The organism is Rhizobium sp. Root491, from assembly GCF_001427205.1.
Classification (GTDB): domain Bacteria; phylum Pseudomonadota; class Alphaproteobacteria; order Rhizobiales; family Rhizobiaceae; genus Agrobacterium; species Agrobacterium tumefaciens.
Genome location: NZ_LMFF01000001.1, coordinates 400,084 through 413,209, shown reverse-complemented (window position 1 = coordinate 413,209; position 13,126 = coordinate 400,084). Strand labels below are relative to the sequence as shown.

At 58.4% G+C, this 13,126-nt stretch carries 13 protein-coding genes; 4 read left to right on the top strand and 9 right to left on the bottom strand.

Annotation, left to right across the window (positions count from 1 at the left end):
• Nucleotides 1-90: 90 nt before the first annotated feature.
• The 8 genes from cysS to alr all read right to left on the bottom strand — a co-directional run bounded on the left by cysS (nucleotide 91) and on the right by alr (nucleotide 8,120).
• Nucleotides 91-1,476 (bottom strand): cysteine--tRNA ligase, encoded by a 1,386-nt coding sequence (cysS, locus tag ASD46_RS02055; RefSeq protein WP_013635827.1) that lies wholly within the window; start codon nucleotides 1,474-1,476, stop codon nucleotides 91-93.
• A 225-nt stretch (nucleotides 1,477-1,701) separates the two neighbouring features.
• On the bottom strand, nucleotides 1,702-2,442 hold the full coding sequence (locus tag ASD46_RS02050) for an SDR family NAD(P)-dependent oxidoreductase (protein WP_003512341.1): 741 nt from the start codon (nucleotides 2,440-2,442) through the stop codon (nucleotides 1,702-1,704).
• A gap of 150 nt (nucleotides 2,443-2,592) precedes the next feature.
• Nucleotides 2,593-4,086 carry an amidophosphoribosyltransferase gene (purF, locus tag ASD46_RS02045; protein ID WP_003512343.1) on the bottom strand — a complete coding sequence of 498 codons (1,494 nt, stop codon included), beginning with the start codon at nucleotides 4,084-4,086 and terminating at the stop codon, nucleotides 2,593-2,595.
• 138 nt (nucleotides 4,087-4,224) lie between these two features.
• The gene (locus ASD46_RS02040) at nucleotides 4,225-4,812 is read right to left on the bottom strand and encodes a CvpA family protein (protein ID WP_003512345.1); all 588 of its coding nucleotides are present in this window, start codon (nucleotides 4,810-4,812) and stop codon (nucleotides 4,225-4,227) included.
• 95 nt (nucleotides 4,813-4,907) lie between these two features.
• Nucleotides 4,908-6,308, bottom strand: coding sequence for a DNA repair protein RadA (gene radA / locus ASD46_RS02035; protein ID WP_003512347.1), 1,401 nt, complete (start codon nucleotides 6,306-6,308; stop codon nucleotides 4,908-4,910).
• Nucleotides 6,309-6,313: 5 nt separating this feature from the next.
• Nucleotides 6,314-6,628 carry a type II toxin-antitoxin system RelE/ParE family toxin gene (locus tag ASD46_RS02030; protein WP_025592947.1) on the bottom strand — a complete coding sequence of 105 codons (315 nt, stop codon included), beginning with the start codon at nucleotides 6,626-6,628 and terminating at the stop codon, nucleotides 6,314-6,316.
• A complete protein-coding gene (locus tag ASD46_RS02025) occupies nucleotides 6,625-6,879 on the bottom strand; it encodes a type II toxin-antitoxin system ParD family antitoxin (protein WP_025592949.1) in 255 nt (84 codons plus the stop codon). The genes ASD46_RS02030 and ASD46_RS02025 overlap by 4 nt, the downstream gene beginning before the upstream one ends.
• A gap of 65 nt (nucleotides 6,880-6,944) precedes the next feature.
• A complete protein-coding gene (alr, locus tag ASD46_RS02020; protein WP_025592950.1) occupies nucleotides 6,945-8,120 on the bottom strand; it encodes an alanine racemase in 1,176 nt (391 codons plus the stop codon).
• 86 nt (nucleotides 8,121-8,206) lie between these two features.
• Between alr and ASD46_RS02015 the strand changes: the two genes are divergently transcribed.
• From ASD46_RS02015 to ASD46_RS02000, 4 genes are all read left to right on the top strand, one after another.
• Nucleotides 8,207-9,064 carry an AraC family transcriptional regulator gene (locus ASD46_RS02015; protein ID WP_025592951.1) on the top strand — a complete coding sequence of 286 codons (858 nt, stop codon included), beginning with the start codon at nucleotides 8,207-8,209 and terminating at the stop codon, nucleotides 9,062-9,064.
• 92 nt (nucleotides 9,065-9,156) lie between these two features.
• The gene (locus tag ASD46_RS02010; protein ID WP_013635831.1) at nucleotides 9,157-9,861 is read left to right on the top strand and encodes an AzlC family ABC transporter permease; all 705 of its coding nucleotides are present in this window, start codon (nucleotides 9,157-9,159) and stop codon (nucleotides 9,859-9,861) included.
• The gene (locus tag ASD46_RS02005; protein ID WP_013635832.1) at nucleotides 9,858-10,160 is read left to right on the top strand and encodes an AzlD family protein; all 303 of its coding nucleotides are present in this window, start codon (nucleotides 9,858-9,860) and stop codon (nucleotides 10,158-10,160) included. The genes ASD46_RS02010 and ASD46_RS02005 overlap by 4 nt, the downstream gene beginning before the upstream one ends.
• A gap of 181 nt (nucleotides 10,161-10,341) precedes the next feature.
• Nucleotides 10,342-11,304: a glycoside hydrolase family 75 protein gene (locus ASD46_RS02000; RefSeq protein WP_080670416.1), complete on the top strand. Its 963-nt coding sequence runs from the start codon at nucleotides 10,342-10,344 to the stop codon at nucleotides 11,302-11,304.
• A 145-nt stretch (nucleotides 11,305-11,449) separates the two neighbouring features.
• Here the strand turns inward: ASD46_RS02000 and ASD46_RS01995 are convergent, their stop codons facing one another.
• On the bottom strand, nucleotides 11,450-12,946 hold the full coding sequence (locus ASD46_RS01995) for a replicative DNA helicase (protein WP_003512358.1): 1,497 nt from the start codon (nucleotides 12,944-12,946) through the stop codon (nucleotides 11,450-11,452).
• Between the last annotated feature and the right edge of the window lie 180 nt (nucleotides 12,947-13,126).

The window sequence follows — 13,126 nt, the reverse complement described above, 5'->3', positions numbered from 1 at the left end:
CTCTTGAACGCTGAATACGGAGCGGAAGTGTGCTTCCGGCTGATCTCCCGGCAGGGCAGAGGGGGGTAAGTCCCAAGCCGCAGCAGCAAATTACCGCTTCAACTCCCAGGTCGTCGTCCGTTCCCCGGTTTCCTTATCCTTGCCATCCTTCAGCTGAATGCCCTTTTCAGAAAGCTCGTCGCGCAAACGATCCGCCTCTGCAAAGTTTTTCGCCTTCAGCATTTCCAGACGCAGTTGCACTAGGGCATCGACTGCCGAAACGATGGCCTCGTCCACTTCCGCTTTCTTCGGCAATACGCCGAGCAGGGCGGCGCTGGCCGCAAAGGCGGGCAGGCGGGCAGGATCGGTGTTGGCGGCATGTGCCAGCGCGTGAAGCGCCTGCACGGCGGCAACCGTGTTCAGGTCGTCGGCAAGCGCATCAAGCACGGTTTCATCCGGTGCCGCGTCGGAGGCTTCGGCCGCCGGCCACTTGGCGAGAAGACGTTCGGCCTCTTCGAGACGCTTCACCGAAAAATCGATTGGCTCGCGGTAATGCGTCATCAGCATGGCAAGGCGAAGAACCTCGCCCGGCCATTGGCGGCCGCCGAATTTTTCGGTGTGCAGCAATTCATAGATGGTCACGAAGTTGCCCTCGGACTTCGACATCTTGCGGCCTTCCACCTGCACGAAGCCGTTATGCATCCACACATTGGCCATCACCTGCGTCCCATGGGCGCAGCGGGATTGCGCGATTTCGTTCTCGTGATGTGGGAAGATGAGATCGAGCCCGCCGCCGTGAATGTCGAACACTTCGCCGAGGTAGCGACCGGCCATGGCCGAGCATTCGATGTGCCAGCCCGGACGGCCGCGGCCCCAGGGGCTTTCCCAGCCGGGCTCATTATCAGAGGAAAGTTTCCACAGCACGAAATCGCCGGGGGTCTTCTTGTGTGCTTCCACCGCCACGCGCGCGCCGGCCTGCTGTTCGTCCAGCGGGCGTTTGGACAACTGCCCGTAATCGGCCATCGAGCGGGTGTCGAACAGCACTTCGCCGCCCGCCGCATAGGCATGGCCGCGCGCGATCAGCTTCTCGATGATGTCGATCATCTCGGCGATGTAGTCGGTGGCGCGCGGTTCAACGGTCGGCTGCAGGCAGCCAAGTGCTGCCACATCCTCATGGAACTGGTCGGCGGTCTTTTTCGTCACCGCGTGGATGGCGTCATTCAGCGGCAGATGCGGATAGTCGCGCAGCGCCCTTGCGTTGATCTTGTCGTCGAGATCGGTGATGTTGCGGGCGTAGGTCACATGGCTTTCGCCATAGACGTGGCGCAGCAGCCGGTAAAGAACATCGAAAACGATGACCGGGCGCGCATTGCCAATATGGGCGAAATCGTAAACCGTTGGTCCGCAGACATACATGCGCACATTGTCGGCGTCGATCGGCGCAAATTCCGTCTTTTCGCGTGTCAGGGTGTTGTGGAGTTTCAGGCGCAAGGACATGCGGGCGTTCCCTAAAGGCAGTCAATTGTCCTGGCCGGACCGTTTGTCTGTTGGACCTTGCGGGGAGACGAAAACGATCTGGCCGGTGGTGAACCAGCAAAAATTATTCAGCAGCAGGTGCAGATCGTTGTTTTCATGCCTTGCCTTATGGCGTGCCGGTGTTTCGCGGTCAAGCGTTTCTCGCAGGCGCCAGAAGCACCTTAAGAGACCGCCTTGACCAAAAGCCTATTCCGGCTGGCGGTAATCCAGGAATTTGCCTTCACGCACCACGAAGAGCTTGCCGGTTTCGGTAAGCTCAGGCGAGGCAAGTTGAACAATGGCGGCGGCAACTTCAGAAGGGTGTGGCACGTCTGCGGGGTCTTCGCCGGGCATGGCCTGCGCGCGCATGGCGGTGCGTGTCGCGCCGGGATTGATGCTGTTGATGCGCAGCGCGGTTTTATCGGTTTCCGCAGCCCAGGTACGGGCAAGTGCCTCAACGGCGGCCTTGGAGGTGGAATAGACGCCCCAGAAGGGACGACAGCTATGGGCAGCACCGGAAGACAGGATCAACGCGCGCCCCGCATCCGATCTCAGGAGCAACGGTTCGACCGAGCGGATCAGCCGCCATGTAGCGGTGACATTGATGGTCATGACCTTTTCGAAGACTTTCGCCTCGATATGGCCGACCGGCGAGATGACGCCGAGAACACCGGCATTCGCGACCAGAATATCGAGCTTGCCCCAGCGCTCGAAGATATTGGCGCCCAGCGCATCGATGGCGTTCATATCGGCGAGATCGAAGGGAACCAGCGTCGCGGTGCCGCCGACGGCCTTGATGGCGTCGTCCAGATCCTCGAGGCCGCCGACCGTGCGGGCGCAGGCAATGACATGCGCACCGGCCTTGGCAAGTTCCAGCGCCGTGAAATAGCCGATACCGCGCGACGCGCCGGTGACGAGCGCGATCCTGCCCTTGAGATTGATGGTCATTTTGCCCCCTCCGAAATTCATTCCGCTTGTTTTATGAAGCCCCTGACGCCAACCGCAAGCGATCAAAACGCCGCAGCGGGTACTGTTTCAATCGCCCGCCACAAAAAAGCGGCCACCGGAAGCCGGTGGCCGCTTGTTATTTCAAGATTATCAGCCGTTGCTGGCCAGCACGGAAATCTTGCTGCCCATCGCCTCGCCGTTCTGGTCGAGAAGGCGGGTAGGGTAGTCGCCGGTAAAATAATGGTCCGTGAATTGCGGACGCGCATTGTTGCGGTTCTCGCCACCGACGGCGCGGTAAAGACCGTCGATCGACAGGAAGGCAAGCGAATCGGCGCCAATGAATTTCGCCATGGCGTCCACATCGGCATATTGGTTGGCGAGCAGCTTGTCGGCATCAGGCGTGTCGATGCCGTAGAAATCCGGATGGAAAATCATCGGGCTGGCAACGCGGATATGCACTTCTTTCGCGCCCGCTTCGCGGATCATCTGCACGATCTTCAATGAAGTCGTGCCGCGCACGATCGAATCATCCACCAGCACCACGCGCTTGCCTTCAATCATCGCCCGGTTGGCGGAATGCTTGAGCTTGACGCCAAAAGCGCGGATCTGCTGCGTCGGCTCGATGAAGGTACGGCCGACATAGTGGTTGCGGATGATTCCGTATTCGAACGGAATACCGCTTTCCTGCGCAAAACCGAGCGCTGCCGGGGTGCCGCCATCGGGAACCGGAACGACAACGTCTGCTTCCAGCGGCGCTTCCTTGGCAAGGTTCATGCCCATGTTCTTACGCGTCGTATAGACGTTGCGGCCGCCGACGACGGAATCGGGGCGGGCGAAATAGACATATTCGAACAGGCAGAGACGTTCCGGCTGCGGCTTCGAAGGCTTGCGCGCATCGATGGTGATCGAACCATCCGGCTGAATTTCGCAGATGATGACTTCGCCGTTTTCGACGTCACGCACGAATTTCGCGCCGATGATATCGAGAGCGCAGGTCTCCGAGCAGAAGATCGGCTTGCCGTCCAGCTCACCCATGACGAGCGGGCGGATGCCGATCGGGTCGCGGGCTGCGATCAGCTTGGTGCGGGTCATCGCCAGCATCGAATAGCCGCCTTCCATCTGGCGGATGGCGTCGATGAAACGGTCGGCAGTGGAGCTGTGACGCGAACGGGCGATGAGGTGCAGCACGACTTCGGTATCCGATGTCGACTGACAGATGGCGCCGGTGGCGATGATCTGTCGGCGAAGCGTCAGGCCATTGGTGAAATTGCCGTTATGGGCAATCGAAATGCCGCCTTCTTCCAGCTCGGCAAACAATGGCTGCACGTTGCGCATCGCCACTTCGCCTGTCGTGGAGTAGCGGGTATGGCCAATCGCGATGGAGCCGGGCAGGCGGGCAAGGGTTGCCGGATCGGTATAATGATCGCCGACGAGGCCCATATGGCGTTCCTGATGGAAGCGCTTGCCATCGAAGGAGACGATGCCTGCTGCCTCCTGGCCGCGATGCTGAAGCGCATGCAGGCCGAGTGCAGTCAGGGCGGAGGCATCGGCGTGGCCGAGAATGCCGAACACGCCGCACTCTTCGTGCAGCGTGTCGCCGTCGATCTCTTCATTGAAAGTGGAATGCGAAAGCGGCTCAATCATCCGGCTTGCCCTTGCTCTCTACCGAGAAAAACGAAAGACCTCTCCGGTGAGCTTGTCTCCCGGTCGGCCAGTCTGTGTCGTGCTTGATATTTAGCACAAATAGCGCGCCTTGCATGCATTGCAAGGCGCGACACTGTGTCAATTATTCGTTGCCGGCGGATTTGTCGCCGGTACATCTTCCGCAGGCGTCTGCGCGGCTGCCGGTTCCTGCGGTTTTCCGAGGATACGGGCGCGGATCTGCGGCTCGATATCGTCAGGCAGAACCGCTTCCAGCTTGCCCACCAGCCCGTCGAGGAAAGGCTTGGACTTGGCCTGGGTTACCCATTGCGGCTGCGTCTTCACATCCACCAGCCAGTTCCAGAAGGCAACCGCGACGACCAGCAAGAGAATGCCGCGCGCTGCGCCGAACAGGAAACCCAGCGTGCGATCCAGCGCACCGATGCGGCTGTCGATGATGAAATCGGCAATGCGCGAGGTGATGAAGGAAATGACGACGAGGGAGATGAGGAAGACGACGCCTGCCGAACCGGCGATGGCGATCTTGTCGTCATCGGTATAGTTGCGTGCATAGGGCAGCAGGATCGGGAAAAGATAATAGGCGGCGGCGACCGAACCGGCCCAGCTCGCGATGGACAGAATCTCGCGGGAAAAACCGCGCACCATCGCGAGAATGGCCGAGAAAAGAACAACGGCGATGACGATGCCGTCGAAAATTGTAATGGGCATATACCAACTCCGGAGGTGCGACGCCCTGTCAGGCGCTGCCTTGCCAATTGTGCGATCCTCTTACACCACTGTTTCCCTTGGCGAAAGGATCAATCTTAGTCGTCCTCAACCTGTTTGAACCGGTTGCCGGAACCGGCGATGCGCGCCACGAGGTCCGGCAGGCTTTCTATTTCCGTCCAGCGCCCCTTGCCCGCTTTCGGCAATTCAGCCGAAGCAGACGGCAGAAGTGCGGCGGAGAAACCGAGTTTTTCAGCTTCTTTCAAACGCTGGCCCGTATGCGAGACGGGCCGTACCGCGCCCGACAGGCTGATCTCGCCGAAATAGACGCAATCGGCGGGCAGGGCAAGACCGGCAAGCGAGGAAACCAGCGCAGAAGCTATCGCCATATCCGCAGCCGGTTCGGAAATGCGGTATCCGCCGGCGACGTTCAGATAAACGTCGTGCTGACCGAGCTTCACGCCGCAATGGGCTTCCAGAACGGCAAGGATCATGGCGAGCCGCGAACTGTCCCAGCCGACCACGGCGCGGCGCGGCGTGCCGAGCGAGGTGGCCGCGACCAGCGCCTGCACCTCGACCAGAATGGGACGGGTGCCCTCCATGCCGGCAAAGACTGCGGCACCGGGCGATTTCTCATTGCGCTCGCCAAGGAACAGTTCGGACGGGTTTGAGACCTCGCGCAATCCGCGATCGGACATTTCAAACACGCCGATCTCGTCCGTCGGCCCGAAGCGGTTCTTGACGGTGCGCAGAATGCGGTAATGGTGGCCGCGGTCGCCTTCGAAATAAAGCACGGCGTCGACCATGTGCTCCACCACGCGCGGACCGGCGATCTGGCCTTCCTTGGTCACATGGCCCACCAGAACCATGGTCGCGCCCGTCTGCTTGGCGTAACGGATCATCGCCTGCACGCCGGTGCGCACCTGCGTTACCGTGCCGGGAGCGGAATCGGCCGTGTCGCTCCATAGCGTCTGGATGGAATCGATGATGACGAGATCGGGGCGTTTGCCCTCGGAAATCGTCGCCAGAATATCCTCGACATTGGTTTCTGCCGCCAGCAGCACGTCGGTTTCCGCCGCACCCAGCCGCTGGGCGCGCAGACGCACCTGCGCTACCGCTTCTTCGCCAGAAACATAGATGACGCGATGTCCGCGCCGTGAAAGGGCAGCTGCCGCCTGCATCAGCAGGGTCGATTTGCCAATGCCGGGATCGCCGCCGATCAAGACCGCCGAACCGCGCACGAAACCGCCACCGGTTGCCCGGTCCAGTTCGCTGATGCCGGTCGGAATGCGCGGCGCCTCCTCGATCTCGCCCGAAAGCGCCGTGAGCGCGACCGCCCGGCCTTTTTTCGGCGTCTTGCCGGGGCCGGAGCCGATGCCGCCCATCGGGTCTTCTTCGACGATGGTATTCCACTCGCCGCAGCCTTCGCATTTTCCCGCCCAGCGGGTATGAACCGTGCCGCAGTTCTGGCACACGAATTGGGTCTTGGCTTTGGCCATCTATGTCAATTTTCTTTTTCGATTACGTCTTCAGCATCAATGTGCTGGTGGCCATGGACGACACGCAATATGCGCAGTTCATTCTCTTTAACGCGAAAATAGATACAGCGATTTTTGTGGTGCACGGCGCGAAGGCCGTTGCTGATCCAGTCTCGAGACACTCCCGTGAGGCTCAATCGAGCCGTGTCTTTGATCTTGCGTTCAATGGATGACACGAGCCGTTCGCCTGCGATCGGATTTTTATCATCCAGAAACTTATAAATATTGATGAGATCGCGAATGGCCTGCGATGACAGAGAGTAGGTGCGGGCCGTTATCACTTTTCGTTTCTGGCTCGTTCGATGATGTAGGCGGTTAGATCATCGGCCGTCGTAAACGTCACATACTCGCCCCGCTCAAACTCTTCGTCAGCCTCGCGAATCATGTTCCGAAGCTGAACGATCCTTCCCTCATCGCTGCTCAGTAATTGCAGGCTCGCGTGAATAACGGCGTCCGCATCGCTATAGACACCCGCAGCCACCTGCTCTTCGATGAACTTTTCGTCCTGTTCGCTCAAATGGATTTCGGGCATTTCGATCTCCTTTTGTTCTCTTTTAGCACAGGTCGCTTCCGCTTTCCAAGAGCTAAAGACGTGGTTCAGTCGTCAGCCATCAGATATTGGCGCTCGTAGCGCAAACCAAGCCCCGTCAGCATTTCGTAACCGATGGTGCCGGCGGCGCGCGCCACCTCATCGAGCGGCACTTTCGGGCCGAAAAGCTCGATATAATCGCCGGTGCGGACAGCGTTTGCCGGTATGTCCGTGATGTCGAAAATGGTGAGATCCATGGTTACACGACCGGCGACCGGCGCCTTGTGGCCGTTGACTATTCCGTAAGCACCGCCATGGCCCATTTCGCGCAATGGAATGCCGGAACCGGAAAGCGACCGCTGGTATCCGTCCGCATAACCAACGGAAGCGATTGCAAGGCGGCTTGCCCGTTTCAGCAAATAGGTGCCGCCATAGCTGACGGTCTGGCCTTCGCCGGCCTCTCGAATCTGGATGATCCGCGCTTCGGCCTTTGCGACGGGCCGCATCGGGTTTGCCACGTCGTTGATTGCCTCGCCGCCGTAAAGGGCAATGCCGGGGCGGGTGAGATCGAAATGATAATCCGGCCCCAGAAAGATTCCGGCAGAAGCGGAAAGGCTTGATTCGATTCCTTCGAAAGCGGCGCTAACCTTGCGGAATGATTCGAGCTGGACCTTATTCATGGGCGAAGACGGCGTGTCGGCGCAGGCGAGGTGGGAGAGCACCAGAACCGGATCGAAACTCGCAGGCCGGGTCACGTCGTCTGCCAGAAACAGCGCGTCGTCCAGCGGCAGGCCAAGCCGGTTGAAGCCGGTATCCACATGCAGCGCGCAGGGGTGTTCGCCGCGTTCGGCAACTGTCGCCATCCAGAAGGAGAGCTGTTCCTCCGAGGCCAGAACCGGCACGAGATCATTGTCGAAGACCTGACGCTCCTGGCCCTGCCAGATGCCTGACAGCACGAAGATGCGCGCTTCCGGTGCATAGGATCGCAAGGTCGCACCTTCGGACACCGTTGCCACGAAGAAGTCGCGTGCGCCGGCATGGTAGAGCGTCGCGCCGCAATCCTCGATACCGAGCCCGTAGGCATCTGCTTTCACGACAGCCGCCGTCCGCGCCTTGCCGGACCGCTTTTTCATGTCGCGCCAATTGTCGGCAAGCGCGCCGAGATCAACGGTCAGCCTCAGCGGCGCATGTTCGAAAGCGTCGGTTTCGTGTTCGGTAAATGTGTCTTCGAAGTCGTCTGTCATGCCATGCGTCCGGTTGATTTGGAACCGGTTCGGACCCTAGCACTTTTGTTCAAGACGGTAATGACCGATTGGTTTAAAGTCGTTCTATGCACAATGTTTCGCAGGAACAGGCCATAGACGTCATGCCGGTTGCAGCGACGGAAACGACGCGTTTCTGGCGCGACCCGCGTTTTGGCGGCATGGAATGTCTGAGCGCGACGTTCCTGACACATGAATATTCGCCGCACGCGCATGATACCTTCTCGATCGGCGCGATCGAAAGCGGCTCGCAGATTTCCACCATTCAGGGCACCAGGGAACAGACCGGGCCGGGGCATCTCTATCTCATCAATCCGGACGAGATTCACGATGGTGCGCCGGGTGGCGGCGGTTATCGTTATCGGATGATCTATCCCGACGCAGCGCTGCTGCGTGATATTATCGAGGATGTGACGGGCAGGGCTTTCCACGGAATGCCGTCCTTTCCAAGGTTTCTGCCGCGTGATCCGCAGATGGCCGCTGCTTTTCAGATGGCGCATCGCAGGCTGGAGGCCAAGTCCGGCGCTCTTGAGGCAGATGAGGGCATGTTCTCGGTTCTGGCGGCACTGTTCGGCAGGCATGGCAGCGCCATTATCCTGGCCGTTGAAACCCGCGAGAAGACGGCGGTCTATACCGCTCGCGACTATCTCTCCGATAATTACGAGACCGATATCGGCCTTGAGGAATTGGCGTCCATCGCTGGTCTCAGCCGCGCGCATCTCATCCGGGCCTTCCGCAAGGAGTTCCACATCACCCCGCATGCCTATCTGACGGATGTGCGCATAAGGCGGGCGCGCCGTCTTCTGCGTTCCGGCGAAATGCCGGCCGAGGTGGCTGCGCTGTGCGGTTTTGCCGATCAGGCGCATTTTACGCGGCATTTCAAGGCGCGCACCGGCATCACGCCGGGACAATTCCGGACGGCGTGATTTTGGTGGCCATTCCGAAGCGCAAGGTCACTTTCATTCAAGACTGGAAAAACTTGCAGGCGTAATCGAATGTCTCTTAAAAGGAGAATGCAATGTCCGTACTGGAAAAACGTGCAGAGCTTGGCGCAGGCCTGAGAGCTGCGGCACCCCTGCTGGTCGCCATGGTGCCGATCGGCGCCGTGTTCGGTGCAGTCGCGGTCGGCAAGGGATTGTCGCCGCTGGAAGCCTCGCTGATGTCGATTCTCGTCTTTGCAGGTGGCTCGCAATTCGTCGCCATGGATCTGTGGACGCATCCGGCAAGCTGGAGCGCGCTCGGTTTTGCCGCGCTGCTGGTCAATCTTCGCCATGTGCTGATGAGCGCTTCCATCGCCGGCAAGCTCGATGATTTTACCGGCTGGCGAAAATATGCGGCCATGCTGGTGCTGACGGACGAATCCTGGGCGCTATCGGAATTCAGGGCAGTTGCCGGCAGGCTGACGGCCGCATTTTTTACCGGCGCTGCGCTGTCAATCTACCTCGTCTGGAACATCGCCACGCTCACGGGCGCGCTTTTAGGCTCGGTGATGGGGGACATGACGGTCATCGGTCTGGACTTCGCTTTTCCGGCCGTGTTCATCGTGCTGCTGATGGGGTTCTGGAAGGGCAGGGAAACGGGCCTGGTGCTGCTGGCAAGCGCTGCCGCCGCCTTTGTCACGCACGCGCTGGTCCCAGGCGCCTGGTACATAGCCGCCGGTGCGCTTGCGGGGCTTTCCGTCGCAGCCTTCGGCTGCGAGGACGAGGTGGAGCAGCCTGCATGACGCTTGATACGAACACCCTGCTGGCGATCCTCGCCATGATGGCGGCCACCGTCGCTACGCGTTTTGGGGGGCTGCTGCTGGTCAACCATTTCACCCTGACGCCGCGTCTGAAAAAAGCGCTCGGCGTGGTTCCGCCTGCGGTCTTGATGGCTGTGGTGACGCCAACGGCATTCTCAAGCGGAATGGCGGAAACAATCGCCTGCGCGGTGACAGCAGTCGCGGCACTCCGCCTCAGCCTGCTGCCAGCCGCAACGCTCGGCGTCGTCACCGTGGCGCTTTTGCGCGGAATCGTATTGTGAGGTAACTCTGCCAAAGCCCTGAAAAGGCTCCACTTCGGCGTAGTGAACATCAAAATGAAATCTCGAGTGATGGAAAACACGTGTTGATATAATCAACTTATAGTATAGTCTTGAGCAAGGCTAACGTGTATTCCTAAGTATGCGCCTTTATTTTGCTTTAAATTTCACTGGGGTCGAATAGATGGGTATGAATAATATTCTATTAGTGTCAATTGTTGTCGTGCAGGCATTTTCATCGACATCGTTGATAGCGGCAGAAAAATGCAACATGAATAATATCGTTACTCACGGTGATAAAAAAGTAGAGATTTACTCATCATCACATAAGGTGAAATCATTATATTACGCTACGGATATGGCGGTGAATACGGATGGAACAGCTCGCTCTTATCATCCGCAAGATCCGTGGGCAACGAAAGGCCTAGCCTTTAATAATATGGGAAATGCCATAACTAATATTTATGACGAAAAAGGAAAGTTGGCGAATTGCGGAGAAAGAAAGGGGGCGTGCTACAAAAAAATAATCAATACTTTCGAAAAGGCGCGGGACTCTGGATACAATCCTGTAGGCTATCCGAGGGTCGAAACAGACCAGATCATACCGTGGAAGTATGATAACGCCTTGCGAAGAATGGTGCCCTGCACAATTCTTAGTGGTCCGTTCAAGGGCTATTTTGTATCTCAGACGTCTATTCACGTCGACACGAGCAGGCCTGAATGCGATCAAAATCGCTATCTTGACAGCCGTGAATTCAAAGCAGTCGTTTTGCCCAAAAATGTCGATTGGCGTTCTGGGGGCATACGAACTGATGACGGAGATATTGTTGTCGTTAGAGACGCAGAATCTGGTCGCATAGCTTATGCGATCAATGGCGATCGCGGCCCCGCTAAGGCCATTGGAGAAGGTACGATTGCGCTTACGTCTTATCTCAGCGGTAAAACCATAAAAAACGATTCAACATATGAAGAAATCAAGAAACTGCATCGTAAGCGAGTGCAGTACGTCACTTTTCCTGCCGATGATATTCGCAAGAAAAAAGCTACGGGTATTTTCACGCAGGCTGATATCGACCAAGAAGGTGAAAAGCTATTCGAAGCATGGGGTGGACAAGAGCGGCTTAAGGCGTGTGAATCGCTGCCTTGAAAAATTAAGATATTACATTTCTATGGGCGTCTATGCGGCTTAGCATTGTGTGTTTCAAAGCCGCCTGCAATTATGAGTATGGACAGAGTATTGAGCGCGAAAACCTGTTCGCCCTCAATACTCAATACTCAATACTCAATTCAGATCAATGCTCTTCGTACTGGCTGAAGCTCGGGTCGGCCAGATCCGCGAAGCGGGTGAATTCGGACTGGAAGGCGAGTTTCACCGTGCCGGTGGGTCCATGACGCTGTTTGGCGATGATGACGTCGGCGGTGCCTTTCACCTTGTCGAACAGGGCCTCCCACTCGGCATATTTCGGATCGGAAATATCGCGCGGCTCCATGTTCTTGACGTAATACTCCTCACGGAACACGAACAGCACCACGTCGGCGTCCTGCTCGATCGAGCCCGATTCACGCAGGTCGGAAAGCTGCGGGCGCTTGTCTTCACGGCTTTCCACCGCACGAGAGAGCTGTGAAAGCGCGATGATGGGAACGTTGAGTTCCTTGCCGAGCGCCTTAAGGCCCGTGGTGATCTGGGTGATTTCCTGCACGCGGTTCTCACCGCTCTTGCCGGCGCCGGTCATCAGCTGAATATAGTCGACCACCAAGACGTCAAGACCACGCTGGCGCTTCAGTCGACGGGCACGGGCGGAAAGCTGGGCGATGGAGATACCACCGGTCTGGTCGATGTAAAGCGGCACCTTCTGCATCATCTGGGAGCAGGCGACGAGCTTCTCGAAATCGGCCTCGGTAATGTCACCGCGGCGGATTTTCGAGGAAGACACTTCCGTCTGCTCTGAAATGATACGGGTTGCCAGCTGTTCGGACGACATTTCGAGCGAGTAGAAGCCGACGACGCCGCCGTTTTTCGCCTTGAACGAACCATCAGGCTGTACTTCCTGATCGTAGGTGGCCGCGATGTTATAGGCGATGTTGGTGGCAAGCGAGGTCTTGCCCATACCCGGACGACCGGCAAGTACGATAAGGTCTGAACGCTGCAGGCCGCCCATGCGGGCGTCGAGCGAGTGGATGCCGGTGGAAATGCCGGAAAGATTGCCATCACGCTCGAAGGCGGCGCCCGCCATGTCGATCGCCAGCGCCACGGCATCGTTGAACGACTGGAAGCCGCCATCGTAGCGACCGGTTTCCGCCAGTTCGAACAGGCGGCGCTCGGTGTCTTCGATCTGCGCCTGCGGCGGCATGTCCAGCGGCGCATCATAGGCGATGTTGACGACATCCTCGCCGATCTGGATCAGCGCGCGGCGCAGCGCCAGATCGTAGATCGCCCGGCCGTAATCTTCCGCATTGATGATCGAAACGGCTTCTGCCGCCAGACGCGCCAGATATTGCGCCACCGTCAGGTCGCCGACCTTGTCGTCTGCGGGCAGGAAGGTCTTGATGGTCACCGGATTGGCAGTCTTGCCCATGCGGATGATGTCGCCCGCCACTTCGAAAATCTTACGGTGCAGCGGTTCGTAAAGATGCACGGGCTTCAAGAAGTCCGACACGCGGTAATAGGCGTCGTTGTTAACGAGGATGGCGCCCAGCAGCGCCTGTTCGGCCTCGATGTTGTTCGGCGCCTCGCGGTAATGCGGTTCCGCCGGTTGCGCGGGGGTGATCTTTCTCACAGCGTCGTTCATGGTTTGCACGATCTCCCTTTGCCTTGCCACTACACTTCGGGTTTGGCTTCCTTGGCCATGGCAGTCAATGATATTGTTGCAACACTCTATGGCAGCCTGACGTCCTGTCTGCGAAGCTGGATCACATCTTCAGTTGTCCCCAGCAATCCACAGGCGGGGTGGGGACAAGGGGCGGGAAAT